The 25,246-nt window shown below is 59.7% G+C and carries 24 protein-coding genes; all 24 read left to right on the top strand.

Annotated elements, in window-relative coordinates:
- Positions 1-30 precede the first annotated feature (30 nt).
- The 24 genes from EH55_RS09995 (at position 31) to frr (ending at position 25,208) form a co-directional block, all read left to right on the top strand.
- Complete coding sequence (locus EH55_RS09995; protein WP_037977304.1) at positions 31-1,533, top strand: UDP-N-acetylmuramoyl-L-alanyl-D-glutamate--2,6-diaminopimelate ligase; 1,503 nt, start codon at positions 31-33, stop codon at positions 1,531-1,533.
- 81 nt (positions 1,534-1,614) lie between these two features.
- The gene (locus EH55_RS09990; protein WP_051682816.1) at positions 1,615-2,586 is read left to right on the top strand and encodes a phospho-N-acetylmuramoyl-pentapeptide-transferase; all 972 of its coding nucleotides are present in this window, start codon (positions 1,615-1,617) and stop codon (positions 2,584-2,586) included.
- A gap of 49 nt (positions 2,587-2,635) precedes the next feature.
- Positions 2,636-4,018, top strand: a complete 1,383-nt coding sequence (gene murD, locus EH55_RS09985) for a UDP-N-acetylmuramoyl-L-alanine--D-glutamate ligase (protein ID WP_236617108.1) — start codon at positions 2,636-2,638, stop codon at positions 4,016-4,018.
- A complete protein-coding gene (locus EH55_RS09980) occupies positions 4,015-5,163 on the top strand; it encodes an FtsW/RodA/SpoVE family cell cycle protein (protein ID WP_037977302.1) in 1,149 nt (382 codons plus the stop codon). The genes murD and EH55_RS09980 overlap by 4 nt, the downstream gene beginning before the upstream one ends.
- Positions 5,153-6,217 (top strand): UDP-N-acetylglucosamine--N-acetylmuramyl-(pentapeptide) pyrophosphoryl-undecaprenol N-acetylglucosamine transferase, encoded by a 1,065-nt coding sequence (locus EH55_RS09975; protein WP_051682815.1) that lies wholly within the window; start codon positions 5,153-5,155, stop codon positions 6,215-6,217. Before EH55_RS09980 ends, EH55_RS09975 begins: the two co-directional genes overlap by 11 nt.
- A 35-nt stretch (positions 6,218-6,252) precedes the next feature.
- Positions 6,253-7,665 (top strand): UDP-N-acetylmuramate--L-alanine ligase, encoded by a 1,413-nt coding sequence (gene murC, locus EH55_RS09970; protein WP_037977300.1) that lies wholly within the window; start codon positions 6,253-6,255, stop codon positions 7,663-7,665.
- A gap of 9 nt (positions 7,666-7,674) precedes the next feature.
- Positions 7,675-8,553 carry a UDP-N-acetylmuramate dehydrogenase gene (gene murB, locus EH55_RS09965; RefSeq protein ID WP_051682814.1) on the top strand — a complete coding sequence of 293 codons (879 nt, stop codon included), beginning with the start codon at positions 7,675-7,677 and terminating at the stop codon, positions 8,551-8,553.
- Between the two features lie 13 nt (positions 8,554-8,566).
- Positions 8,567-9,412: a hypothetical protein gene (locus EH55_RS09960; RefSeq protein ID WP_037977299.1), complete on the top strand. Its 846-nt coding sequence runs from the start codon at positions 8,567-8,569 to the stop codon at positions 9,410-9,412.
- A 99-nt stretch (positions 9,413-9,511) separates the two neighbouring features.
- On the top strand, positions 9,512-10,858 hold the full coding sequence (gene ftsA / locus EH55_RS09955; protein WP_037977297.1) for a cell division protein FtsA: 1,347 nt from the start codon (positions 9,512-9,514) through the stop codon (positions 10,856-10,858).
- Between the two features lie 19 nt (positions 10,859-10,877).
- Positions 10,878-12,170 (top strand): cell division protein FtsZ, encoded by a 1,293-nt coding sequence (gene ftsZ, locus EH55_RS09950; protein ID WP_081839537.1) that lies wholly within the window; start codon positions 10,878-10,880, stop codon positions 12,168-12,170.
- 80 nt (positions 12,171-12,250) lie between these two features.
- The gene (locus EH55_RS09945; protein WP_051682813.1) at positions 12,251-13,693 is read left to right on the top strand and encodes a B12-binding domain-containing radical SAM protein; all 1,443 of its coding nucleotides are present in this window, start codon (positions 12,251-12,253) and stop codon (positions 13,691-13,693) included.
- Positions 13,694-13,709: 16 nt separating this feature from the next.
- A complete protein-coding gene (locus EH55_RS09940) occupies positions 13,710-14,453 on the top strand; it encodes an SPOR domain-containing protein (protein WP_037977295.1) in 744 nt (247 codons plus the stop codon).
- 32 nt (positions 14,454-14,485) lie between these two features.
- Positions 14,486-15,724 carry a molybdopterin molybdotransferase MoeA gene (locus EH55_RS09935; RefSeq protein WP_037977293.1) on the top strand — a complete coding sequence of 413 codons (1,239 nt, stop codon included), beginning with the start codon at positions 14,486-14,488 and terminating at the stop codon, positions 15,722-15,724.
- Entirely contained in the window at positions 15,709-17,631 is a 1,923-nt protein-coding gene (locus tag EH55_RS09930; protein WP_037977292.1) for a substrate-binding domain-containing protein, read from the top strand. Before EH55_RS09935 ends, EH55_RS09930 begins: the two co-directional genes overlap by 16 nt.
- Positions 17,619-18,602: a GTP 3',8-cyclase MoaA gene (gene moaA / locus EH55_RS09925; RefSeq protein ID WP_037977291.1), complete on the top strand. Its 984-nt coding sequence runs from the start codon at positions 17,619-17,621 to the stop codon at positions 18,600-18,602. The genes EH55_RS09930 and moaA overlap by 13 nt, the downstream gene beginning before the upstream one ends.
- Before the next feature lie 4 nt (positions 18,603-18,606).
- Positions 18,607-19,098, top strand: a complete 492-nt coding sequence (moaC, locus tag EH55_RS09920) for a cyclic pyranopterin monophosphate synthase MoaC (protein ID WP_037977288.1) — start codon at positions 18,607-18,609, stop codon at positions 19,096-19,098.
- A 28-nt stretch (positions 19,099-19,126) separates the two neighbouring features.
- Positions 19,127-19,456 carry a cupin domain-containing protein gene (locus EH55_RS09915; RefSeq protein ID WP_037977286.1) on the top strand — a complete coding sequence of 110 codons (330 nt, stop codon included), beginning with the start codon at positions 19,127-19,129 and terminating at the stop codon, positions 19,454-19,456.
- 53 nt (positions 19,457-19,509) lie between these two features.
- A complete protein-coding gene (locus tag EH55_RS14610; RefSeq protein WP_201769369.1) occupies positions 19,510-20,328 on the top strand; it encodes a MogA/MoaB family molybdenum cofactor biosynthesis protein in 819 nt (272 codons plus the stop codon).
- Positions 20,329-20,482: 154 nt separating this feature from the next.
- Positions 20,483-20,758, top strand: a complete 276-nt coding sequence (locus EH55_RS09905; protein ID WP_037977284.1) for a YhdT family protein — start codon at positions 20,483-20,485, stop codon at positions 20,756-20,758.
- Positions 20,748-22,232 (top strand): sodium/pantothenate symporter, encoded by a 1,485-nt coding sequence (gene panF / locus EH55_RS09900; protein WP_037977280.1) that lies wholly within the window; start codon positions 20,748-20,750, stop codon positions 22,230-22,232. The genes EH55_RS09905 and panF overlap by 11 nt, the downstream gene beginning before the upstream one ends.
- Before the next feature lie 138 nt (positions 22,233-22,370).
- Positions 22,371-23,204: a 30S ribosomal protein S2 gene (gene rpsB, locus EH55_RS09895; RefSeq protein ID WP_037977277.1), complete on the top strand. Its 834-nt coding sequence runs from the start codon at positions 22,371-22,373 to the stop codon at positions 23,202-23,204.
- Position 23,205: 1 nt separating this feature from the next.
- Positions 23,206-23,802 carry a translation elongation factor Ts gene (gene tsf, locus EH55_RS09890; RefSeq protein WP_037977275.1) on the top strand — a complete coding sequence of 199 codons (597 nt, stop codon included), beginning with the start codon at positions 23,206-23,208 and terminating at the stop codon, positions 23,800-23,802.
- A gap of 83 nt (positions 23,803-23,885) precedes the next feature.
- The gene (pyrH, locus tag EH55_RS09885) at positions 23,886-24,593 is read left to right on the top strand and encodes a UMP kinase (RefSeq protein WP_037977273.1); all 708 of its coding nucleotides are present in this window, start codon (positions 23,886-23,888) and stop codon (positions 24,591-24,593) included.
- Positions 24,594-24,650: 57 nt separating this feature from the next.
- Positions 24,651-25,208 (top strand): ribosome recycling factor, encoded by a 558-nt coding sequence (gene frr / locus EH55_RS09880; RefSeq protein ID WP_037977271.1) that lies wholly within the window; start codon positions 24,651-24,653, stop codon positions 25,206-25,208.
- The last annotated feature ends 38 nt before the right edge of the window (positions 25,209-25,246 follow it).

Below are 25,246 nucleotides of genomic sequence, written 5' to 3'. Positions count from 1 at the left end.
GAGCGGGGCTTTGCGGCGGGGGTGGATTTGATGAGACTCGACAAATTGATAAAAGCTCTCGATGAGGGCGGAGTAGACTATAGATTTCATTTACCGCCTGGGATTTCCGCGGCGGAGATCGAAGTCTCCGACATGGTATGCGACGACGGAAAGGTCTGCCGCGGCGCTATATTCGCTGCTACGAAGGGCGACCGCCGCGACGCGCATGATTTTATATCGCAGGCCGTCGCGGCGGGTTCGCCCGTCGTGCTCTGCGAGCGCGAGGTGGAGGAGAGAGTTCCGCAGATAATCTCTCCGAACGTCCGAGCGGCGATGGGGCGCGTCGCCTCCTTCCTCTACGGCGAGCCCGCGAAAAAAATGACGATGATAGCGCTGACCGGCACGAACGGCAAGACCACCTCCACCTTCATGACTCAGGCGATATTGAACGCCGCCGGAATAAAGAGCGGCCTCATGGGCACGGTGCAGAACGACGACGGGAAAAGCGTCGACGAAGCCGAGCATACTACGCCGGAGGGCTGCGACATACAGAGGCTGCTTTCGAGGATGGCGGCCAACGGCTGCAAAGCCTGCGCGATGGAGGCGTCGTCGCATTCGATAGAGCAGGGAAGGATAAACGGCCTCGGCTTCGACCGCGCCGGCTTTACCAATCTGACCTGGGAGCATCTCGACTACCACGGAGACATGGAGCATTACTTCCTCGCAAAGAAAAAACTCTTCGACAAGTATATGAGGAACGACTGGAAGGCCTGTGTAAACATCGACGACGAATATGGGCGCCGCCTCTTCCACGCCCTCGGCGAAAGGGCGATAAGTTACAGCGTCAGGGATGAGAGGGCGGATTTCTTCGCGTCGGTCAAAGGGGTGACGGAGAAGGGGCTCGCCATCGAAGTGAAAACGCCGGAGTCGCGCGGCGGAGATGAGGCCAGACTTCCGCTCTTCGGCGATCACAACGTCTCGAACGCTCTTCAGGCGCTCTCTATAGCCTGGTCGCTCGGAGTGAGCTACAGAGATTCTCTCGCAGTACTTGAGACGATCCCGAACGTTTCGGGGCGTCTCGACCTTTACCGCCTCGACAACGGCGCCTCCTGCGTAATAGATTTCGCGCACACGCCCGACGGCATCGAAAAGGCGCTCAGCGCGCTCCGCCCTATATGTGCCGGTAAGCTTGTCATTGTATTCGGCTCCGGCGGCGAGAACGATAAATCGAAGCGTCCCGCGATGGGCGAAGCGGCGGCGCGAGGCGCGGATTTTGTGATTCTTACGACGGATGACCCGAGGGGCGAAGACCCCGCGTCTATAATGGCCGAGATCGAACCCGGTGTCAAGAGGCACGGCACGCCCTACGCGATGATAGTCGACCGCCGCGCGGCGGTGTACGAAGGGCTCGACCGCGCCGGCAGCGGCGATGTTATCGTAATAGCCGGGCGAGGCCCCGAGACCCGTCAGCTGCTGAAAGAGGGGGCTGTCCCTCTCGTGGACAGGGAGATAATGACGGATTGGTGCGCGCTGCGCGGAAGGAAAGTCCTATGACGCCGTCCGGCCGCGCCGTTCATATCGAAGTCGAGTTTGCGTCGGAGAGGGCGCGCCTCTTTGCGTCCATGGAGCTCTGAGATGCTGCTTCCCTTCACTTTCGTTTTGGCCTTCTGCTGCGCCGTCGAGCTGATCCTACAGAAAAAATGGATCGCCGTGATGAAGCGCATGAAGATAGAGCAGGTCACGAAGCTCTACGGGCCGGCGTGGCACGAGAAGACGAAGATGGGCACGCCGACGATGGGCGGAGTCGTATTCATACCGGCTCTGATCCTTTCTCTCCCGCTGATAATGCTCTTCGCCGGAGATCATTCAGCCGCGGATGCGATGCGTATCCTGCTTTATCCGCTGCTTGCCGCCGGCGTCGGCTTCACAGACGACTGGCTCAAATACAGCCGCCATTCAAGCGACGGCCTGACTAGCCTGAGCAAGCTGCTGCTGCAGACCGCGGTGACTTTGCCGTGGGCGCTTTGGGCCTCGCGCCCGCCTTATGAGCTGCTTCCGTGGCTGTGCCTGCCCTTCCCCCTCTATGTCGCCGTAGTTACGTTCATCGGTGTCGGCCTGCAGAACGCGGTCAACGTGACTGACGGGCTCGACGGGCTTGCGGCCGGCTGCTCTCTGATATCCTTCTTTGCGGCTCTCGCGCTGCTGCCTCAGTCGCCGATGACGCTGCTGAGCGCCGCCTCCGCGTGCGGTATATGCCTCGGCTTCCTGTGGCACAACGCGAACCCCGCGTCGGTCTTCATGGGCGACGTCGGCGCGCATTTTCTCGCCGGCTTTATGCTTTCGCTCTGCATAAATTCCGGCGCGCTGATCATGGTCGTGCCGCTCTGCTTCATCTTCGGCGTGGAAATTTTCTCCGTCGCGATTCAGATATTCGCGATTCACAAGCTTCACCGCAAGCTCTTCCTTATGAGCCCTATACACCATCATTTCGAGATGCTCGGCTGGAAGGAGACGCAGATCACGGCCCGCTTTTACATCGCGCATATAGTAGGGATATGCCTTTTATCGGCGTTGCTCCATTGTTTCGTCTTTTTATTGCGGATATAGATTTTTTGAATTATTATACTACGTTGACTTTTAAGTCGGAAAGCTGTTGATGAGCATGGAGGAAAATAAAGAACTGAGCGGCAGAAGAATAAGCGTGATAGGGGCCGGCGTGAGCGGCCGCGCGCTCGCCGAGCTCGCGGCCGAGCTCGGCGCCGAGGTCTTCGTGTCGGATAAAAATGAGATAGCTCCCGAGATCGTCGAAAGTTTCGGCGAAAAGAATATCAAGTGGGAGGAGGGCGGAAACAGCGAACGGGCGCTCGAGGCCGACGAGATCATAGTCAGCTCGGGCCTTTCGCCGGACGTCCCGATTCTCGCCGAGGCGCGCGAAAAGGGGATAAAGATAACGGGAGAACTCGACTTCGTTTCTCCGTACCTCAACGGCATAGTGATAGGCGTCACGGGAAGCAACGGAAAGACGACCACTACGTCGATGATCGGCTATTACCTTGAGGGGATGGGATATTCCGTGATGGCCGGAGGCAATATCGGCAACGCGGTAGCGAAGGCCGCTAATAAGTTTTATGATTTCATCGTGCTCGAATTGTCGAGCTTCCAGCTTTACTGGGCGAAGGATTTCATCTGCGACATCGGCGTCGTCACGAACCTCGCGCCGGACCATATCGACTGGCACGGCTCCTACGAAAATTACGTCGCCGCAAAGGCGAAGCTGCTGAAATGCGTGGCGCCGGGGGGGGCCGCGATATATCAAAAGCGCGACGAAGAGGCTTTGGATATAAGGGAAGATATAAAAAAATTTCCGCTCTTCTGGGGCGAAGAGAGCCCGCACGTCCGCGGCATTTACCTCGACGAGGGTGTGAAGGCCGCGTGGATCAACGGCGGCGACTGCCGCATGAAGAACAAGCTGTTCTTCTTTGAGAACGTGAAGCTCCTCGGAAAGCATAACCTTGAGAACGCGGCGATGGCGCTGGGGGCCATCGCGCTCTTCAACCTCGGGGAGGTGCCTGAGGAACTGATCGGCTCTTACGTGCCGCCGAAGCACCGCTGCGCCTTCGCCGGCAGCGTAAAGGGGATAACCTTCGTCGACGACTCGAAAGGCACGAACGTCGCCGCGGCGATCGCCGCGATGACGTCGCTCTCGGGGCCGAAGGTCGTGATACTCGGCGGACAGGGCAAGGGAGAGGATTACGCGCCGCTCGCCCTCGCCGTCAAGAATTACGCGCGCGCCGCCGTGATACTCGGCTCTGAGAAGAAAAAGATCGCCGCCGCGCTCGACGCGGCCGGCGCTGCGGGCTACAAGCTCGCGGCGGATATGCCGGAGGCGGTGAACGCGGCCTACTCGCTCGCCGAGGCCGGGGACACGGTGCTCCTTTCGCCGGCCTGCACGAGCTGGGACATGTACAAGAGCTATAACGACAGAGGCGAACATTTCTGCGCTATAGCGAAGGAAATAATCGAGAGAGAAAACAAATGACAGAGCAAAGCGAAGCCGAATCAAAAGAAAGAGGCTATAAGGCGAATCCGTTCATCTGGGTCATCCCGCTTATCCTGAGCGGGATAGGCATCCTTATGATCACTTCAACGACGAGCCCCACCTCCTTCATTTATACCGGCACGCCGTTCCAGATGGGAATAAAGCAGCTGCGCTGGCTTGGGATAGCGCTCTGCGGCATGTTCTTCGTCTATTCGGTGCCGATAAGGATTTGGTACAAATATTCGTCGCTGCTGCTCATACTGATGTGGTTCGTCTCGTGGCTCCCGCTCTTCCCCGGAGTAGGAGAGGCTATAGGCGGTGCGAGGCGCTGGATACGCCTGCCGGGGCTCGCCGTGTCGCTGCAGCCGGGGGAGCTGCTCTGCCTCGCGGTCGCGCTGCACGTGGCGAAGCTACTGTCGCGCAAAGCCGAGCGGGATCCGCTGAAGAGCTTCACGATGACGATGATCCTCACGTTGCTCGCCGTGCTGCCGCTTATCGCCCAGCCGGATCTCGGTACGACGATTCTGATATTTACCGTCGCGATGGGCATGTACGTCGAAAAGGTGGGGTGGCGCTATCCGCTCTTCGCCGGGGGCTCCATAGCCGCCGCGGCGCTGCCGATGCTGATCGTCTTTGAGCCTTACAGGATGAGGCGCCTCCTTGCGTGGCTGGATCCGTGGCGCGACCCCCTAAACAAGGGCTTTCAGGCGATACAGGGACTAATTGCCTTCGCAAACGGCGGCCTATGGGGCAGCGGGCTCGGACACGGCTTTCAGAAGCTGAACTATCTGCCCGCGGCCTATACGGACTTCATCTACGCGGCCGTCGGCGAGGAGCTCGGCTTCGCGGGCACGCTGTGCATACTGGCTCTTTTCGCCTTCTGGCTCATGCAGACGCGCGATAGCTACTTCCGTAGCGAAGATTCCTTCAAGGCGACGCTCATCTGGGGGATATCGCTCACGATTCTCCTGCCGCTCGTGATAAACGTCGCCGGCGTGACGAAGATGATACCGCTGACGGGTATGCCCCTTCCCTTCGTGAGCTACGGCGGCACGTCGCTCGTAACGATGTGGGCGAGGGTCGGTCTTCTGCTGCGGCTTGAGAAGGACAGCTGGTTCGGGGGAGAGGAATTCGATGGCGCGTGACAAGACGCGGCTGCTGCTCGCGGCCGGCGGAACGGGAGGGCACATCTGGCCCGCGATAGCGTTCGGTGCGTGGATAAAGAGGCATCACCCGGAGTGCGAGCTGTCGTACGTCTGCGGCGCGCGGCCGATGGAGCTCGAGATGTACAGTTCAGCGGGAATCTCTCCGCTTGTTCTGCCCGTCGACGGCTCTCCTCTGTCAGGGCGCCTGGCGGTCAAGTGCGGGCGCGCGAAGCAGATTTTCAGCGCCTATAGGTCGGCACGCGAGGAAATATCGCGCTTCCGTCCCGACGCCGCGCTGCTGTTCGGCGGCTATCTCTCCTTCCCGCTGATAGCCGCGTGCAAAAGATCGCGCGTGCGCTGCGCGATGCACGAGCAGAACGCGCGCGCCGGCAAGGTGACGCGCCTCGCGGCGAAGCTTGGAATGGAAATATACAGCGGCTGGCGCGACTGCCTGCCGCTTTCGCAGAAAAAATATCTTTATACCGGCGTGCCGGTGAGGAATTTCACGCGGCTCTCGCAGAGGGACGCGTGGCAGATACTAGGCTTCCCGGAGGAATTTCCCGGCGGTACGATAGCGACGGTCCTCACGGGCTCGCTGGGAAGCGGCTCTATCAGGGACAGAATCACGGAGCTCGCTTCGAAAAAAAATTTCAGCGGCTGGACCTTCGTCGTGCCCGCCGTTGCGGAAGAAGCGCGGCGTGCGCGAGAGAACGTCTGGCTGCTGCCGAAGATGTGGGATCCCTCGGCGCTCTTCGCCGCGGCGGACGTCCTTATAGTCCGCGCCGGAGGCTCGACTCTCACCGAGGCCGCCGTATCCGGCATACCGTCGCTCGTGATTCCCTGGAAGGGGGCCGCGGATAATCATCAGTACCAGAACGCGCTGTCGTTCGTCAGCGAAAGCGAAGGGCTGATCTGGAGCGCGGAGGACGGGGACGATGAGCTTGAATCGTCGCTGCTGCGTCTCGGTGAGATATGTGCGGCGAAGAAGCGCGGAGACGGCGCGCGCGGCAGAACTATATGCGAAAATCTATGGAGCGCTCTTTGGAGCCGCTGACAGAGGCTTTGTCTTTTTGAAAGGGGATTTATCAATTGGAAAACAGGGATTCTGCTCTTAAGAACAAAAGCATTCACCTGATGGGCATCGGTGGTGCAGGAATGAGCGGGCTCGCGCTGCTGCTCCACGGCATAGGGGCGAGCGTCTCGGGCTGCGACGCCGTAGAGACGTCCTATATGAAGCGCCTGCGCGAGCGCGGCATAGCGATGCGCATCGGACACGAGGCGAAACATATCGACGAGTTCACGCCGGACATCCTTGTTTATTCAAGCGCGCTGCCCAACGATCATCCGGAGATACTGAAGGCGTGGCAGCAGGGCATCGAAGTTTCGCGCCGCGCGGAGATTTTAAGCCGCATATTCAACGTGCGCCGCGGCGTAGGAATCGCCGGGACGCATGGCAAGACGACGACCTCTTCGATGGCCTCCCTTATCTGCGAGAACGCCGGACTCGACCCGACGATAGCGGTCGGCGGCGACCTGCCCCAGATCGGAACGAACGCCAAGCTCGGCGCCGGCGACTGCATGGTGGCGGAGCTCGACGAGAGCGACCGCTCCTTCGTCTATTTCCATCCTGAGATAGCCGTCATAACGAACATCGACTGGGATCACAGAGACCATTACATGACCTTCAAGGCCGTTACCGACGCCTTCTCAGAATTCCTCTCGCACGTCAAAGAAAACGGGAAAATAATACTCTGTATGGAAGACAACGGCGTGCGCAGGCTCTGCGAAGAATACAGCGTATCGCGCCCGATCGTGAAGTACGGTTGGGGACGCGGCTGGGACTGGGGCGCGGCCGAGGTCGAGCATCGCGAGGGAGGCGGCGTCTCATACACTCTCTTCCACGAGGGAAAGGAGCTCGGCAGGGTCGGGCTGACGGTCTCGGGCGAGCACAACGTCCTGAATTCACTCGCCGCCTGCGCGGCGTGCAGCGAGATCGGAGTGCCTCTGGAGAATATGATAGACAGCCTCAAATTTTTCAGCGGAGCCAAGCGCCGCCTGCAGAAGACGGGCAAAGTCGGAGACATTCTGATTTACGACGACTACGGGCATCATCCGAATGAAATTTTGGCGACGCTCTCCACCGTACGCAAAATCTATCCGGGGCGCAGGCTCGTCGCCGTCTTCCAGCCGCACCGCTTCAGCAGGACCGCGGCCCTTTACAGGGAATTCGCCGACGCGCTTTCGCTCGCCGACAGAGCCTTCATACTGCCGATATACGGCTCCGACGAGAAGCCGATAGACGGCGTGTCGTCGAAGCTCATCTTCGACGCGGCGTCCGACGACATGCGCTCGCACTACGAGCTCTCCGGCAACTTCGACGACCTGCTCACGTCGGTCTGCCAGGCCGCGCGCTCCGGCGACATCGTGCTGACCCTCGGCGCGGGCTCGGTCGGCACGCTCGGCAAAAAAATAGCCGAAAAGCTCGCCGAGCTGCAGGCTTAGGGAATAAAAATGGGCGGCGCCTTCATCGAAAACTGCGGGTTGAGCGGGCTGAACACGTGGGGCTGTGGAGGCAGCTGCCTGTGGCTTGCGCGGCCGGAAAGCGTTTCAGAGGCGGTGCTGCCGATAAAGAAAGCGCGGGACGAAGGAGTCGGGCTTTACATACTCGGAGGGGGCTCGAACGTCCTCGTGCAGGACGGCTTTATCCGCGCGGGAATTATTTTGACGCGTTCGATGGACGCGCTTAAAGTGACGGAAACTAAAGGCGGCGTGCGGATAGAGGCGGCTGCGGGAGTGCCTGTGAAAAAACTTCTCGCGCTGTCGCTGGAAGAGGGGGTGACCGGCCTTGAATTCCTCGCCGGAATCCCCGGCACGTTCGGCGGCGCGCTCTTCGGCAACGCGGGAGCGGCCGGAGCTTCTTTCGCGCCCCTTGTCGAATGGGCGGACACATTGTCGCACGACGGCGAGCCGAGGCGCTGGGCGTCCGGTGAGCTTGTGTGGGCGTACCGCGCGTGCCCGTGGCGCGAAGCGCCTCTTTTGATAACGAAGGCCTCCATCGCGCTGCGCCGCTGCGCGAGAGAAAAAATAATCGGAAACATAAGGCGCTTCTCGTCGCTGAAGAGAGGGCAGCCGATAGGCGCGCGCACGGCAGGCTGCGTCTTTAAAAATCCGGACGGAGCTTCCGCCGGGCGGCTGCTCGACGGCTGCGGCTGCAAAAAATTGTCGGTCGGCGGCGCTCGGGTCTCCCCGAGCCACGCGAATTTCGTCGAAAACACCGGCGGCGCGCGCGCCGAAGATATTTACGCTTTGACCGAAATGTGCAGAAAAAGGGTCTATGAGGAGTACGGAGTAACGCTGGAATATGAAATTAAATTCTTTGGAGCGTTTTAGACGCAGGAGAAGATTGAGAAAAATATTGCTGCTGCTCGCCGCGCTCTTCGTCGGTTTCCTGATCGCGGCGGAGGGGCGCTACGCCGTCATGAGGGTCAGCGACATCGCGGTGCTACCGCCCGACGCTCTTCCGCAGCGCGCCGTGTGGGGCGTGCTCACGCCGAAGCAGGAGCGTTTCTGGCCGGCGCTCCTCGCTTCGAAAAAAGATTACGAAGGGTTGATAGAAAATTACTACCCTGCCGAGGTGAAGCTGAAGCTGCGTGGGTGGGGCAGATTCAGGCTCGCCGTGCAGCCGCTCGTCCCTTCATTTAAAGTTTTCTGGGGAGGAAGGTACTGGTACCTCTCCGGCGAAGGGAAGCTCTGGCTCTCCTCGCTCGAATACAACAGTATGCTCGACGAGCACGACGCGGAGAGTAAACCGGTCCTCACATGGGGGACCGACAGGGCGACGCCGATAGACATGGCCGAGGTCAAGGGCAATATCCTTTCGTCGAGCATCCCGATAAAGCTGATCAAAAGCTGGTACTCGATGGCCGAGGAGCTCGGCTGGGGCAAAAGTGTTAAGTTCATACAGGCTGGAGTGAAGGAGGGCGCGCCGATCGTAAGGGTGATATTTTACACCGCCGGAAACAAAAACGGCGCGCAGCTGCTTCTTCCCAACGAGGCCGAGAAGTGGGCCGAGACTGGGCTCGCGGTGCGCAAGCTTTACGGCGGCATAGCGAACCTTCCGCCGGATGTTTACATCGACGGCACATATAAAGGGAAAATCCTCATAAGAAACCTCGGAGCGGAAAAAAAGGAGCCGGCAAAGCCGGAGGTGGCGCAGGAGAATAAAAATAATGTGAAGAGGCGGAATTGAATTTTGTTCGAAATTTTTTCTGCGCAAGTATGTTTATTGCGAAAGGGATATAATGTAAAATGTATTGGGGTACGACCCTAAGAAGAGGGGGTAAATATTTTGTTTAAAAAAACGTCAAACTACACCCAGGGCAGAGAGCCTGAACTGCTCGTCGGCCTTGACCTCGGGACGAGCAAGGTCACCGTGGTCGTAGCCGAACGCGAGACAGACGGCGACGAGGCGCAGATCATCGGCGTCGGACAGGCGCCTTCGAACGGCATAAGAAAGGGCCTCATCGTAAACCTCGACCAAGCGGTCCGTTCGGTGCGTCAGGCGGTCAGCGACGCGCAGAACATGGTCGGGCAGGACATAAGGGACGTGACCGTCGCATTCGGCGGCGGAGAAGTGACGAGCATCCGTTCGAAGGGCATGGTGGCGCTCGGACGTTCGCCGCGCTCCGTAGCGCGGCTCGACATAGAAAGGGTCATAGACGCTGCGCAGGCAAACGTCGTGGTGCCGATGAACCAGAGCATACTGCATACGATACCCGTCGAATATTCGCTTGACGGCAACATTGGCATCGACGACCCCCTCGGTATGAATGCCATGCGCCTCGACATCGACGTGCAGTCGATAATAGTGCCGACGGCCACGATACAGAACGTGCTCAACTGCGTGACGCGCGCTGGGCTCGACGTCAACAGCCTCGTCATCAAGCCGCTCGTCTCGGCGCTCGGCGTGCTCTCCCCCGAAGACGCGCTCGCCGGAGCGGTAGTCCTCGACATCGGCGGGGGCACGACGGGAGTCGCTGTCTTCGCCGACGGCAGGCCGAAGCATCTCGCGCTGCTTCCCATCGGAGGCGACCACATCACGAACGACCTTGCGACGGTCCTCAAGCTTCCCCTCAACAAAGCGGAAGAGATAAAGCGCACGATCTCCCTCAGGAGCGATTTCGAAGAGGGCGACGCGATGAACTTTGAACATCACGGCAGAGAATACAGCATCGAGAAGACGGACCTGCACGATATAGTAGGCTGCCGCCTCGCCGAGCTGTGCGACGAACTCATCCGTCCTCAGATAAAGACCGCGAAGATCACGATGCTCCCAGGCGGGGTGCTTCTCACCGGCGGCGTCGCGAAGACGGACGGCATAGAAGACTTCTTCCTTGAGAAACTGAACCTACCCGCGCGTTCGGCGCTGCCCCTCGATGCGAACCGCATGCCGCCGAATCGCAATACGCAGGAATTCTCCTCAGCGGCTGGCATCATAAAATACATACTCGAGCGCGAACGCGACCCCTTCCGCTACCTCGACAACCCCTCGGTCATAAAGGGCGGCGACAAGGCAAGGCCGGTACAGCCGGTGCAGGAGCCCTTCTATCCCGGGACACAGCCGCAGAAAGGCTCGGACGGTCAGGGCTTCGACCTGTTCGGCGCTGTGAGAAAGATTTTCAAGGATATCTTCTAAGGCGCAGGAGGAATTTAAAATGGGTGAAATGTCAGAAATATTCCAGATAGACGGTTCGAATTATCCGTCAAGAGAAGTCATAAAGGTCATCGGTGTAGGCGGAGCGGGAAACAACGCGCTGAATCATATCATACGCGGGGGCGTCGGCGGAGTGGAGTTCATAGCCGCGAACACCGACATCGCGCATCTTGAGCTTTCGGAAGCCTCTACCCGCATAATACTCGGCAGAGAGCTCACTAAAGGGCTCGGCGCCGGCTCCGATCCGGAGATCGGCTGCAAGTCGGCTATGGAATCGCGCGAGGAGCTTCGCGCCGCCGTCGAAGGCGCCGATATGGTCTTCGTCGCCGCAGGAATGGGCGGCGGAACCGGCACGGGAGGCGCTCCGGTGATCGCGAGCATCGCAAAAGAGGCCGGAGCTCTCGTCGTCGCGGTCGTAACCCTGCCCTTCACCTTCGAGGGGCGCAGGCGGATAAAGCAGGCGGACTACGGCATCGGGCAGCTGCGCGACAAAGTCGACGCGCTGATAATCATCCCGAACGACAGGCTGCTCAGCATCACCGATAAAAAAACCTCGGTCAACGACGCCTTCAAGATGGCGGACGGCGTTCTCCACCAGGCCGTTCAGGGCGTCACAGACCTCATCAAGCGCCCGGGGCTCGTAAACGTCGACTTCGCCGACGTAAAGACGATCATGTCGAACGCCGGCACCGCGATAATGGGCATCGGCGAAGGCTACGGCGAGAAGCGCGCGGCCACCGCGGCCTACAACGCGATCAACAGCCCGCTCATGGACAGCAGGATGAGCGGGGCGAAGGGCATACTCTTCAACATCACCGGCGGCGCGAACGTCGGCATCCACGAGATAGACGAAGCGATAAACATAATCACCGAAGCGGCCGACGAAGACGCCTTCATAATTTGGGGGCACGTCTTCGACCCGGAGATGGAAGACGCGATACAGATCACGGTCATAGCGACCGGCTTCGACGAAAACGGCAAGCCCGAACGGCAGCAGCGCGCGCAGCAGGCGCCGCGCAGAGCCGAGCCGCGTATGCAGAGCCAGAGGCCGGTATCCTCCGGCGTGACTACGCAGGGGCTCGACATATCTGCGGTGAAAAATCTCAACAGCTTCACATCCAGTCAGAATGTACAGCAGCCCGCGGCCGCGGAGCAGAGGCAGAAAAAAGCGGAATATTCGCCGAAGGCCTCTCCGGCTCCCGCAGCCGAGGAGGGGGACCTTTTCACGCAGAGCGGCGCGCCCGTCGACCAGTACGACGTGCCGGCGTATATCAGAAAGAAGCGGCAGTCCTGAGCATACGCGCGCGTTCCGGACGCTCCGAAAAAATAACCGCCTGGCGCAGCTGGGAGGATTACCGCGGAGACGAAGTATGGTTGAGAGAGCTGCCCAAGGGAGGAGATTTGCCTTGGGCTCTCTTTTATCCCGCGGATTATTCGGTCGGCTCGGCGAGCCTCGGTTTTCAATACATTTTCGAGAGGCTTCGGCTCTCAGGTGTCGCCGCCGAAAGATTTTTCTGCGCGCCGCTGCCTTACCGCTCGGCCGACGCCGATACGATGCTCGAGAGATTTTCCGTGATAACGGCGACCGTCGCGTACGAAGGAAGTATTCCGCTCTTCTACAGGTGGCTCGACTCGGCGGGGATTCCGCTGCTGCCGGAGGAAAGGGCGGAGGGCTCCTTCCCCGTCGTAGGCGCGGGAGGCGCGCTTTCTTATATAAATCCTCTCTCCTTATCCGGCGTCTGCGATTTTATAATCCTCGGCGACGGCATGGAGCCCCTCGACTACGCGGTAAAATGTCTGCGAGAATGCGGCGCCGCGGAGCGCAAAAAGCTATGGCGCAGGCTCGCCGGGCACCAGGAGATACTGGTGCCCCCTGTCGACATAAGAGAGGGGAAACTGACGCGCGATTTGAAGACGGGGCGGCGCCTCGACCTCAACGGCGATTATCCCGCTCACAGCGTGTGGATGACGGAGCGCGGGGTGTTCGGCAAAACGCTTCTGCTGGAGCTTCAGCGCGGCTGCGCGCGTTCGTGCAGCTACTGCACTCTGCCGCGCTGCTTCGGCAGCGCGCGCTTCCGCGGTTTCGATATAATAGAAAAGGCGCTTTCGGAGACGCGGCGCTTCGGCGTTCCTCAGGCTGGGCTAGTCACCCCCGAGGCCGGCGATTATCCCTTTTTGCCGCAGCTGATCGACAGCCTTTCACAGAAAAATATCGCGCTCTCTTTCGCTTCTCTGCGCGTCGACAGGCTCGACGAAAAGATGATCTCGGCTCTTGCCGCCGGCGGTCGCCGCAGCATCACGATAGCGCCGGAGACCGGCAGCGACGCGCTGCGCTTCTCGTGCGGCAAAAGATTTACGAACGCGCTTATAACGGAAAAACTTTCTCTTGCGAGGGAGCGCGGCATCGACAGGGTAAAGCTCTATTTCATGATAGGGCTCCCCGGCGAGACGGACGAGGACGTATCGGCGATAACGGAGCTCTGCCGCGCCGTCGTCTCGGAGACGGGGCAGAGCCTCACGCTTTCCATCAATCCGTTCGTACCGAAGCCGGGCACGCCTTGGGAGGATGAAATTTTTGCCGGAAAGCTCGCAATCGGGCAAAAATATGAGAAAATAAAAAAAGAGATAAGATCTATAACGAAAAAGACTCCGCGGCTGCGCCTCACGGGAATAAAAGAGGCGCAGGAGGAATTCAGCCTCGCGTGGTACGGCTTCGACGAAAGCAGGGAGCTCGCGCGCTGCGTGCGGAGCGGCTCGGCAAAGGCGGCCGCGGCCGGCAGAGAGAGGACGAAAGAGCAGCTCAGGCACATCGGCTGACGGTTGGAGGGGACAAATGACACATTCACGCAGGACTCGCTCGCGCGATTATAAAGAAAAGAAGGGGCTCACTCTCTTCGGGAGGCTGATTTTGCCGCTGACTCTCATCATGGCGCTCGCGCTGCTTTATCTGAGCGTGAAGCTCTTCTTCTTCGCGCCGGAGAAGGACGGGCCGTCTATTCTGCCTCAGCGTTTTCAGCAGGTGGAGGTTTCCTCCTCCGATGCGGATGAGAAAGCTGAAATAGCGGCGCTACCCGAGAATAACGCAAAGGCGGCGCAGAATCAGAAAACCGACGACGCCCCGAGGAAGACGAGCGTGAAGAAAACGACCGGCGAGGAAAAGAAAACAAAGGCTCAGCAGACGAATACGCAGGCGGCGAAAGCTCAGACGAAAGCCCAGAGCTCGAAGCTCCAGCCGAAGAACGAGGCCGCTCAGGCGAAGCAGCAGCCTAAAGGCGGCGCCGCGCTTAAAAAGGAAAATATTTCCAAGCCGGTTCCACAGCAGAGCGCGAAGGAGCCCGGCGGCGAGAGGTGGGACGTCCAGATAGGCGGCTTCGCCGCTAAGGAAGGAGCGGAGATCACCGTGAAGCAGGCGAAGGAATCCGGCTACGCGCCCTACGTCGTAGAATCCGTCCTCAACGGAAAGCCCTTTTACAAGGTCCGCGTTGCGGGAAGCAGAGACAAGGCCGCGTCGCAGGAGCTTGCGGGGCGCCTCGAAAAAGCCGGCTTCCCCGTCTATTTGGTCCAGATAAAAAAATAAAAAATTTTTATTCGCGAAAGGCCGCTGATTCTATGGCAGGTTTTGTTAAAGAAGTGACCGGCAGGATCGACGCGATAGAAAAAATTTCGCGCAGACTTTTATTCCCGTGGGATTGTCCAAAAAAGGAACTCCCGCTCGGCGAAGCCGTAGGCAGGAGGTGCGCCGAAGAGATGACGAACGGCGCGCCTTACCCGCCCTTTTCGCGGAGCCTCCGCGACGGCTACGCGGTGCGCCACGAAGATGCGTCCGGCGCCTCCTCGGGTACGCCGCTCTTCCTCACGAAGAGGGGCGACGTGCTGATGGGGCGCGCGCCGGATTTTAAAATTTCCGCCGGAGAAGCCGCGGCGATCCCGACGGGCGGCATACTGCCCGAGGGGGCCGACGCGGTCGTGATGCTCGAAGAGACGGATGTAGCCGGAGGCTGGATCGAGCTGCGGCGCGGCGTGCAGGCCGGAGAAAACGTCGTGAGGCGGGGCGAGGACATAGAGCTCGGCGCGAAGCTGCTGCCGCGCGGCGCCCTGATAGATTTCCGCTCGATCGGGCCGCTGGCCGCCGCCGGCGTTTCGTCGATCGTGACCGCGGCGCCGAAAATTTCGCTGCTCTCGACCGGCGACGAGGTCGTGCCGATCGAGACTAGTGAGCCGGCGCCGGGCTGCGTGCGCGACGTGAACGCGTGGAACCTCAAAGCCCTGCTCTTGCGCTTCGGCTTTGAAGCCGATTACCGAGGCATCGCCTGCGACGACGGCGCGGAGTTCGAACGCCGCTTCCGCGACGAGCTGAGCGGCTGTGACGTGCTGATATTGAGCGGGGGCTCCTCAGTCGGGATGCGCGACCACGCCTTCCGGCTGCTCTCGTCGCTTCCCGAGCCGGGGCTTCTCCTGCGAGGGCTCAACGTCGCCCCGGGAAAGCCGACTCTGATAGCCGCCGACATGGCCTCCAAGAAGCTCGTCGTGAGCCTGCCGGGGCATCCTCTTTCGTGCATGGCGGTCGCCTTCACGTTGCTGCTGCCGCTGCTGCTGAGGCTCATAGGCGCGGAGGAAAAGGAATGCGGCACGCGCGTCAGGCTGCCGCTGTCGAGTGACCTGGCGGCGCGCACGGGAGCGGAAAAATTTTTTGCCTGCAGGCTGCTCGCCGACGGCAGAGCCGAGCCCGCGGCGGCGAAATCCGGATATATTTCAGCGCTCGGCGGTGCGTGCGGCTTTATCCGCATGCCTGAGGAGCGCGAGACGATAAGGGCGGGGGAGGAAGCTGAGATATGGCTGTGGCAGTGAATTATCCTGAACATGTAACGCTCGACGAGGCGTGGGGGCTTCTGCGCCGCGCGTTCGGCGAATACGCCGGAAGATTCGCGGCGAAGATGGAGATTTCTGCGGCGCTCGGGCACATCCTCACGGAGGACGTAACGGCGGCGCGCAACGTCCCTCATTACGCCGCGTCCGCGGTCGACGGCTACGCGCTGAGCGCCGGAGATACGGCCGGATCTTCGTTCGCCACGCCGGTCAGAATCAAAAAGGATAAATGGCAGTGGATGAACACCGGCGCGGCTCTGCCCGATTGGGCGGACTCCGTGCTGATGGTGGAAGATTCTTCGCGTGAGGAGGAAGAGGTCGTCGTATATAAATCTCTGACGCCGTCGGAAAACGTGCGCCCTCTCGGCGAGGACGTGATGGCCGGGCAGATAATAGCGCGAGAAGGCGAAGAGGTTTCGCCGGCGCTCGTTTCCCTCTTCCTATGCGCCGGCCTCGAGGATGTGCCGGTAAGGCGGCGCGCGAGAACCCTTTTCATCCCGACCGGCGACGAGATGATCCCGCGCGAAGAGTGGCTGGCGCGCGAAACGCAGCGCTCCGGCACCGCGGCGGAAAGCAATTCGCTCTTCATCGCCGCCTCCTTCAAAAAGTGGGGCTACAGGCTCGATGTCGCGCCGATACTTCCCGACGTGCCGCAGATTTTAAAGGAATACGTGCAAAAGGGCGTTGAGGATTACGATGTGGTGTTGGTGGGTGCCGGCTCCGCTAAGGGCGAAAGAGATCATACGATAGAAGTTCTTTCGGAGCTCGGCGAGGTGCTCTTTCGAGGAGTGCGCATGAAGCCCGGGCGTCCCGCGATAGCCGCTAAAATAAAGGGAAAGCCCGTGATATGCCTGCCGGGTTTTCCGATGTCGACGGCCGTCGCCCTCTGGTCTCTCGTTTACCCGCTGCTGAGGCTTCTCGCGGGAGCCGGGGGAGAAACGCGCGAGCTTGCGCGCGAAGCGCTCGCGGTGAAAAAAATAATGCCGACGAAGCTGCTCGTGCAGCATTCGTCGCCGGCGGGGATAGAAGAATGGCTGAAGATGAAGACCGCCCTCGTCGGCGGCACGGTATACTCCTGGGCCCTTACCTCCGGAGCGAGCGTGCTCTGGGCTATAGCCGAATCGGACGGGGTGGCACTGCTGCCTCCCTCCGCTCTTGAATGCGAGCGCGGGACGGAGGTGGACGTTTGGATGACGCGCGACGCCGACCTCGAACGCCGCGCCCTCTTCCAGGGCTCCGACGACCCGGCGGTCCAGCTCCTCGTCACGCCGATACGCAGGCGCGGCGCGGATTTCGTCTGCCGCGCTGTCGGAAGCATGGGCGGTTTGGCCGCGCTGTCGCGCGGCGAGTGCCACGTCGCGGCGGCTCATCTTCTCGACGAAAAGACGGGAGGTTACAACGACCTCTTCATAGAGCGCTTTTCCAAGGGGCAGCGCTGGGAGAGGCTGCTCCTCTTCTACAGGACGCAGGGGATAATCGTCGCGCGCGGCAATCCGAAAGGCATCTACCGCTTCCGCGACCTCTGCACGAAGGATATAGTCTTTTCGAACAGGCAGCCGGGCGCCGGCACTCGCGTGCTCTTCGACTGCCTGCTGAAGCAGGAGGGCTTTTGCTCCGAGAGGATAAAAGGCTATTCGCAGATATGCACGACTCATATGGAGGCGGCGAACCGCGTCTTCGCCGGCGCGGCCGACGCGGCGCTGGGGATAAAATCCGCGGCCGACGCGCTCGGGCTGGACTTCATCCCGATAACGGAGGAGCCTTACGAGCTCGTGATTTTACATGAGTACCTCGACCATCCGGGGGTCGCCGCGCTGCTCGACAGCCTGAACGACGCCGGATGGCGCGGTAAGGTCGAGGAGATGGGCGGATACAGATGGCCGAAGTGAAGGAGCTGAGAGACGGCTACGGACGCAGGCTGAACTATCTGCGCATATCCGTGACCGACAGATGCAACTACCGCTGCCTCTACTGCATGCCGTCGGAGGGAGTCAAATGCTTGAGCCACGCCGAGATACTGCGCTACGAGGATATAAAATTCCTCTGCCGCGTCTTCCGCGGGCTCGGCGTCGAAAAATTCCGCTTCACCGGCGGCGAGCCTCTCGTGCGCAGGGGGCTCGTCTCCTTTATGAAGGAGCTGCGCGAAGAGATGCCCGACGTGAAGATGGCCATGACGACCAACGCGTCGCTGCTCGGAAGCTGTGCGCGCGAACTGGCCGAGGCGCGCATAGATTCGCTGAACGTCAGCCTCGATACGCTCGACGCGGAAAAATTCGCCAAGGTGACGCGCGTCGGCAGCATAGACGCAGTCTTTGAAGGGATATCCGCGGCGAAGGCCGCCGGGATTAAAAACATAAAGCTCAACGCTGTGCTGATAAGAGGCTTCAACGACGGCGAGGTGCCCGCGCTGCTTTCGTTCGCGCGGCGCGAAGGGCTGCTGCTGCGCCTAATCGAATTCATGCCGTTGCAGGAGAGCATTTGGAAGAAGGACGCTTTCATCGTCGGCCGCGACCTGCTCGCGGCGCTGCCTGAAGGCGCGGCCTGGGAGAAGAGCGGAAGGTGCGGCGGCAGCGATGGACCGGCGGAGTATTATGTGAATAGAAAGACCGGCGACAAAATAGGGATAATAGCGGCCGTCTCGAATCACTTCTGCAAAAGCTGCAACCGCCTGAGGGTGTCGGCGGAGGGAAAGCTTCGCACCTGCCTTTTCAATCCGCAGGAGACGCCGCTGAAGGAAGTGATTCGGCGGCGCGACGAAAGGCTACTGCGCGAGGTGATAGTGGCCGCCGCCGCGGAAAAGCCGCGCTGCTGGGACGTCGTGAACAACGGCGATATAAAGATGTCTGGGATCGGAGGATAAAATAATGGGAGAATACACGCACTTTGACGCAGACGGGCGCCCGACGCTCGTCGACGTCGGCGACAAATCCGTTACTAAGAGGACGGCGCTGGCGGAGGGGTGGCTCTACCTGCCCGAGGAGATTTTCCATACCGTTTCGCAGGGCGCGGTGAAGAAGGGCGATCCGTTAAGGATAGCCGAGCTCGGCGGTATAATGGGCGCTAAGAGGACGCCGGAGCTGATACCTCTATGCCACAACATACGCCTCGACAACGTTAAGGTGCGCTGCGACCTCGACGGCGAAAAGAAGGCGGTGAAGATCACCTGCGAAGCGTCGGCGAACGAGGTCACCGGCGTCGAGATGGAGGCCCTGACCGGGGTCTCGGCCGCGGCTCTGACCTTCTACGACATGTGCAAAGGCATCGACAAGGGCATGGTGATAAAGGACATACGCCTGCTGAGTAAGACCGGCGGCAAGAGCGGCGAATGGGTCGCTGAAAAAGGGTACGGGAAATAAAATCCGGAGGCGTGAAGGGATCGGCAGAATGAGAATCGATTTCAATAAGCTGAAAGAAATATCGATAAGCGGCATGAACGGCGGGAGCGGAGAAATCTTTGCGAAGCTTTCGCCCCTGCCTAAGGGGAAAGTAATATATTCGCGGCTGCCGAAGGGCGCCTCGATAGGAATGCACGGACATAAGACGAGCACGGACATAAATTTCGTCGTCAGCGGCGAGGGAAAATCGTTCTGCGGCGGTGCAGAAGAAAAACTTTATCCCGGCATCTGCTGCTGCGCGCTCGCCGGAGATTCGCACAGCATAATCAACACCGGCGAAGAGGAACTCGTGCTCTTTACGGTCGTCGTCGAGCCGTGATATTCTCCCGCGCTGGATTAAATCGGCGAAGATATTTTGGGAGGGAAAAATAAATGAGGATATTAAGGCTTTACGCGCCGTCTTTAGAGGGCGAGCACACTCTTTGCTACGTCCACGCCAACGGTGCGGGCTGCAGCTGCGTCAACGACGCCGAGCTCCCGCTGAGATTCGCGCGCGCCGGCGAGCCTCTCGTCGCAGAAAAATTCGCCGGCGCGCTGACGGTCGTGCTGCCGCCAGAGGCGGGCGTCGAAGAGGGCGATTTCCTTTCCGTCGACGAAGGCGCGCTGCTGCGCTGGAACGCGGCCGGCGAAAAATTTATCGTATGCGCGGCGGGATTTATCGGCGTTTCGCAGTTCGCTGAGATATGGAAGCCGCTGCGGAGCGCGGTCCTCACCGTGAGCGACAAGGGGAGCCGCGGCGAGCGCGTCGACACGGCCGGTCCGGAGCTCGAACGCCTCGCCTTTCTTCAGGGCTGCGTTACCGAGGAAAGAAAAATCGTGCCCGACGACCCCGACGCGATACGCGAAGCCGTGTGCGCATGGGCCGCTAAGGGGATAAGCTTGATACTGACGACCGGGGGCACGGGGCTTTCTCCGCGCGACAACACGCCGGAGGCGCTTCTTTCGATCGCCGACAAATTCGTCCCGGGCTTCGGCGAGATGATGAGGATGCAGACGCTTAAGTACACGCCGCGCGCCTTCCTTACGCGCTCGCTCGCGATCGTGCGCGGAGCTTCTCTTATAATAGCCTTCCCGGGCAGCAGGCGCGGCGCTTCGCAGTGCTTCGAAGCGGTGAGCGGCGGACTGCGTCACGCCGTCGAGACCCTCATCGGCGCGTCCTCAGATTGCGGCGGGCATCGTCGTGGCGCCTGAAGGTCGACGCAAAATAGAGAATTTTGAAAAAGAGTTGCCGCGGCGGATAATTTTTTATCCGCCGCATTTTTTTGCGATGCAAAATACCTCGTTTTGTACTATACTTATTCGCCATAAGCCATAGACAAATTAATTTTAAACGGAGGGTGCGATCATGGCTTCAAGGAAGTTTGTGCAGGCGACGAAGAGGGAGACTCTGATTATTATCGCTCTTTACGTCCTCTTCTTCGCGTGGTGGTATGTCACGGCTTACGGCTTCGGAGATGATCCGTCGCAGTACCGTTTTGTTTTTGGTTTTCCTGAATGGTTCTTCTACAGCTGCATAGTCGGATATATCGGGATTTCGATTCTGTTGTGGCTCTGCGTGAAATTCTTTTTCATCGAACTGCCTCTTGACGACGAGGAAGAGGTGAAAAATAATGAGCGGTAACGCCGGAACGATCGTTCCTCTGATTCTCTATTTCATACTGATAATGGGCATCGCGTTCTGGGGCAACCGCGCCGCCGCGAAGAAGAGCGACACTAAGGGCTTCATGGAGGAGTACTTCATCGGCAGCCGTTCGATGGGCGGCTTCGTGCTGGCTATGGCGATAATCACGACCTACACGAGCGCGAGCAGCTTCGTAGGCGGGCCTGGCGTCGCGTACAACGTCGGGCTCGGCTGGATTCTTCTTTCGATGATACAGGTGCCGACCGCCTTCCTTACGCTCGGCGTCCTCGGCAAGCGCTTCGCGCTGATAGCGCGGCGCACCAGCGCGGTGACGATCACCGACTACATCCGCGCACGCTACTCGAGCGACTTCGTAGTGGTGCTCGCGTCGCTTTCGCTTCTCGTCTTCTTCATGGCGTCGATGCTCGCGCAGTTCATCGGCGGCGCGCGTCTCTTTGAAGCCGTCACTGGCTACTCGTACCAGACCGGGTTGATCATATTCGGCCTGACGGTCGTCATCTACACGACGGTCGGAGGCTTCCGCGCGGTGGTGCTGACGGATACGATCCAGGGCATAATGATGCTCGTCGCGTCGGTCGCGATACTTTCCGCCGTAGTCTCCGTCGGCGGTGGCGTAGGACGCATAATGGGCACGCTCTACGCGGCGGACCCGCAGCTGCTGACGCCGACGGGCGCGGGCGGTGCGATACCGAAGCCCTTTATCCTCTCCTTCTGGGTCCTCGTCGGCATAGGCATACTCGGCCTGCCGCAGACGACCCAGAAGTGCCTCGGCTATAGAGATTCGCGCTCGATGCACAACGCGATGATCATCGGGACGTTCGTCGTCGGCTTCACGATGCTCGCGATGCACCTCGTCGGGGCGATGGGGCGTGCCGTAATCCCGGGAATAGAAGTCGGAGACCTGGCGGTGCCGACGCTGACTGTGAGGCTGCTCTCCCCCTTCTGGGCCGGAGTCTTCATCGCCGGCCCTCTGGCGGCCATCATGTCGACAGTCGATTCGATGCTGATCATGTGCTCGGCGGCGATAGTCAAGGACCTCTACTTCTACTACGTCGCCAAGAACGACGATAAAAAGCTGCCGCCGAAAAAGGTGCACGGCATGAGCGTCGTCGTGACGGCCGTCGTAGGCGTCCTGGTATTCTTCGCCGCGATGAAGCCGCCGTCGCTGCTCGTCTGGATAAACCTCTTCGCCTTCGGCGGCCTAGAGGCGGTCTTCTTCTGCCCGACGCTCTTCGGCCTTTACTGGCGGCGCGCGAACTCCACTGGCGCGATACTCTCGATGCTGACGGGGGCCGGAGCGTTCTTCTGGCTCAACATCACGAAGACCCGCGTAGCGGGTACGACGGCTATAGTGCCTACGATCGCCGTCTCGATAATCGCCTTCGCGCTCGGAAGCTTTTTCGGGAAGCCGGAGAGCGCTGAGCGGCTGAAAATTTTTGAAATGGAGCACTGAAGTTTGCAATATCCTTCGGTACTGTGATATACTTGAGAGCGGTTCGCAATCCACACGTGCGCCGACGCAAAAGAGGTTCCCCGCCGCGGGCTCTTTGGCGGATGACGAGCACGGAGGAAAAAAACAGGAGGGATACACATGGGTGTGGTAAGTATGAAACAGCTTCTTGAATGCGGCGTCCATTTCGGACACCAGACAAGACGCTGGAACCCGAAGATGAAGCCCTTCATCTTCACGGAGCGCAACGGAATCTATATCATCGACCTGCAGAAGACCGTCAAGGGGCTGGAAAAAGCCTACGACTTCGTGCGCGAGATCGCCAAGGAGGGCGGTAGCGTCCTCTTCGTCGGCACTAAGCGCCAGGCGCAGGACCCGATCCGCGACGAAGCGCTCAAATGCGGTCAGTTCTACATCAACCAGCGCTGGCTCGGCGGGCTGCTTACGAACTTCGCTACGATCCGCCGCCGCGTGACGCGCATGGTCGAGCTGCAGCAGATGGAAGAAGACGGCAGCATAAACAAATATCCGAAGAAGGAAGTAGTCAAGCTCCGCAAAGAGCGAGACAAACTCGAAAAATACCTCTCCGGCATCAAGGATATGAAAGACGCTCCCGACGCGATATTCGTCATCGACCCGCGCCGCGAGACTATCGCGGTCCTCGAGGCCCGCAAGCTTGAGATACCGGTCATCGCCATCGTAGATACGAACTGCGACCCCGACCTGATCGACTACCCGATTCCCGGAAACGACGACGCCATCCGCGCCATCGAGCTGATGGTGGGGCTGATGGCCGACGCCTTCATCGAAGGACGACAGGGACAGGACGCGCGCCAGGCCGAAGAGGAGCCTGCCGAAGGGGAGGCCGCGGCCGAGGCGGCGGAAGAAGAGCTGCCGCAGGAAGATCTTTCGGAGGATGAGCTGAGGATTCGCGGGAAAGAGCTCGCTGAGCAGAAGGGCTGGAAGGAGAACTAAAATGGCTAATATCACCGCAGCAATGGTATCGGAGCTTCGCGCTCGCACATCGGTCGGAATGATGGACTGCAAAAAAGCCCTCGTGGAATGCGACGGCGATATGGAAAAAGCCTGCGACTACCTCCGCGAAAAGGGGCTCGCCAAGGCCGCGAAAAAAGCCGGGCGCACGGCCTCTCAGGGCAAGATGTTCACATACATGCACTTCAACACGAAGCTCGCCGTCCTTCTTGAGCTCGACTGCGAGACGGACTTCGTAGCGCGCACCGAGGAGTTCAACAAGCTCGGGCACGACATCGCGCTCCACATCGCGGCGGCCAACCCGGCGTATGTGAAGCCCGAAGACGTTCCCGCCGACGTTCTTGAGCGCGAGAGATCGGTCATCATGGCTCAGGCCCGCGAAGAGGGCAAGCCGGAAAAGATGCTCGAGAAGATCGCCGAAGGCCGCCTCAACAAATTCTACGAGGAGAACTGCCTTATGGAGCAGAAATTCACGCTCAACCCCGACATCAAGGTGAAGGACCTTGTCGTCGAGAACATTGCGAAGATAGGCGAAAACATCATAATAAGGCGCTTCGCCCGCTTCGAGATAGCGGCGTAGCGTAACAAAAACCGTCAGGCGAGGGAACTTCTTCCCTCGCTTTTTTTATGCGAGGCAAATTTTTTATGAAAGGCGGCTGTTAAATGGGACGCAGATACGACAGGGTGCTGCTTAAGCTTTCCGGCGAAATCTTAGCGGGGAAGGAACATTTCGGACTAGACTACGAAGCGATACGCGACATCTGCGCCGAGGTCGCGGAGGTGGCGAAGCAGGGTGTACAGATCGCGATGGTCGTCGGAGGAGGGAACATCATCCGCGGCGCTCAGACGACGAGCGTGGAGAGAGCGCAGGCCGACTACATGGGGATGCTCGGCACGGTCATCAACGCGCTCGCGCTGCAGGACGCCCTCGAACGCCTCGGATGCCCGACGCGCGTCCAGTCGGCGATAGAGATGCGCCAGATTGCCGAGACCGTGATACGCCGCCGCGCGATACGCCACCTTGAAAAGGGCAGGATAGTCATATTCGCGGCTGGCACAGGCTCGCCGTACTTCTCGACCGACACGACGGCGGCGCTGCGCGCGTCGGAGATAGGAGCGGACTGCGTGATAAAGGCAACGAAGGTCGACGGGATATACGACAGGGACCCGACGAAATATCCCGGCGCCGTCATGTTGCCGCGGATCAGCTACATGGACGCGCTGAGTATGCAGCTCAAGGTGATGGACGCCGCGGCCTTCTCGCTCTGCCAGGACAACAAAATCCCGATCGTAGTCTTCAACATGCTTCAGAAGGGCAATCTGCGCAGGCTGCTGATAGACGGCGAGGACATCGGCTCGACGGTGTGCTGAGAAACGCCGAAAAACATTTGTGCTATAATTACAAAAAATATCTAAGGAGTGAGCTGAATGCCTCAGGCAATATTGAAAGAACTTACCTCGCGCTGCGAAAAAAGCATAGAATACCTCAAGGGTTCGATGCTGGGGATTCGCACCGGTAGGGCGCACCCCGCTCTCGTTGAAGATATAAAGGTAGACTACTTCGGCACTCCGACGCCGATCAAAAACATGGGCAGCGTGAACGTTCCAGAGGCGCGTCAGATCGTCATCACTCCGTGGGACAGGAGCGCGATAAAGGCCATCGAAAAGAGCATACAGGCGTCGAGCCTCGGCATCACCCCGCAGAACGACGGCGAATCGATTCGCCTCAACCTGCCGGAGCTCACCCAGCAGCGCCGCGTCGAACTCAAAAAAATGGTAAATAAAATGGCCGAAGAGGGGCGCGTCGCAGTCCGCAACATCCGCCGCGACACGATAGAGGCGCTGAAGAAGCTCGAAAAAGACAGCAAGATTACAGAAGACGATCTGAAAAAATTCCAGAAAGAAGCGCAGGACAAAACCGACGCTTTCATAAAAAAAATAGACGCGGTCCTCTCCGACAAGGAGAAGGAGATAATGGACAAGTAAGCGAAGCGAAGCGCGGGCCGCCGGAAGGCGGCTTTTTT

It is taken from the genome of Synergistes jonesii (assembly GCF_000712295.1).
Lineage (GTDB): Bacteria > Synergistota > Synergistia > Synergistales > Synergistaceae > Synergistes > Synergistes jonesii.
Note: the sequence above shows the minus strand (reverse complement) of the source record. Positions and strands in the feature narration are given on the sequence as shown.

Bases quoted from the DNA above. Each gene is read 5' to 3' on its own strand.
- EH55_RS09995 (WP_037977304.1), top strand. From the start codon at position 31: ATGAGACTCGACAAATTGATAAAAGCTCTCGATGAGGGCGGAGTAGAC.
- EH55_RS09990 (WP_051682816.1), top strand. From the start codon at position 1,615: ATGCTGCTTCCCTTCACTTTCGTTTTGGCCTTCTGCTGCGCCGTCGAG.
- murD (WP_236617108.1), top strand. From the start codon at position 2,636: ATGAGCATGGAGGAAAATAAAGAACTGAGCGGCAGAAGAATAAGCGTG.
- EH55_RS09980 (WP_037977302.1), top strand. From the start codon at position 4,015: ATGACAGAGCAAAGCGAAGCCGAATCAAAAGAAAGAGGCTATAAGGCG.
- EH55_RS09975 (WP_051682815.1), top strand. From the start codon at position 5,153: ATGGCGCGTGACAAGACGCGGCTGCTGCTCGCGGCCGGCGGAACGGGA.
- murB (WP_051682814.1), top strand. From the start codon at position 7,675: ATGGGCGGCGCCTTCATCGAAAACTGCGGGTTGAGCGGGCTGAACACG.
- ftsZ (WP_081839537.1), top strand. From the start codon at position 10,878: ATGGGTGAAATGTCAGAAATATTCCAGATAGACGGTTCGAATTATCCG.
- EH55_RS09940 (WP_037977295.1), top strand. From the start codon at position 13,710: ATGACACATTCACGCAGGACTCGCTCGCGCGATTATAAAGAAAAGAAG.
- EH55_RS09935 (WP_037977293.1), top strand. From the start codon at position 14,486: ATGGCAGGTTTTGTTAAAGAAGTGACCGGCAGGATCGACGCGATAGAA.
- EH55_RS09930 (WP_037977292.1), top strand. From the start codon at position 15,709: ATGGCTGTGGCAGTGAATTATCCTGAACATGTAACGCTCGACGAGGCG.
- moaA (WP_037977291.1), top strand. From the start codon at position 17,619: ATGGCCGAAGTGAAGGAGCTGAGAGACGGCTACGGACGCAGGCTGAAC.
- moaC (WP_037977288.1), top strand. From the start codon at position 18,607: ATGGGAGAATACACGCACTTTGACGCAGACGGGCGCCCGACGCTCGTC.
- EH55_RS09915 (WP_037977286.1), top strand. From the start codon at position 19,127: ATGAGAATCGATTTCAATAAGCTGAAAGAAATATCGATAAGCGGCATG.
- EH55_RS14610 (WP_201769369.1), top strand. From the start codon at position 19,510: ATGAGGATATTAAGGCTTTACGCGCCGTCTTTAGAGGGCGAGCACACT.
- EH55_RS09905 (WP_037977284.1), top strand. From the start codon at position 20,483: ATGGCTTCAAGGAAGTTTGTGCAGGCGACGAAGAGGGAGACTCTGATT.
- panF (WP_037977280.1), top strand. From the start codon at position 20,748: ATGAGCGGTAACGCCGGAACGATCGTTCCTCTGATTCTCTATTTCATA.
- rpsB (WP_037977277.1), top strand. From the start codon at position 22,371: ATGGGTGTGGTAAGTATGAAACAGCTTCTTGAATGCGGCGTCCATTTC.
- tsf (WP_037977275.1), top strand. From the start codon at position 23,206: ATGGCTAATATCACCGCAGCAATGGTATCGGAGCTTCGCGCTCGCACA.
- pyrH (WP_037977273.1), top strand. From the start codon at position 23,886: ATGGGACGCAGATACGACAGGGTGCTGCTTAAGCTTTCCGGCGAAATC.
- frr (WP_037977271.1), top strand. From the start codon at position 24,651: ATGCCTCAGGCAATATTGAAAGAACTTACCTCGCGCTGCGAAAAAAGC.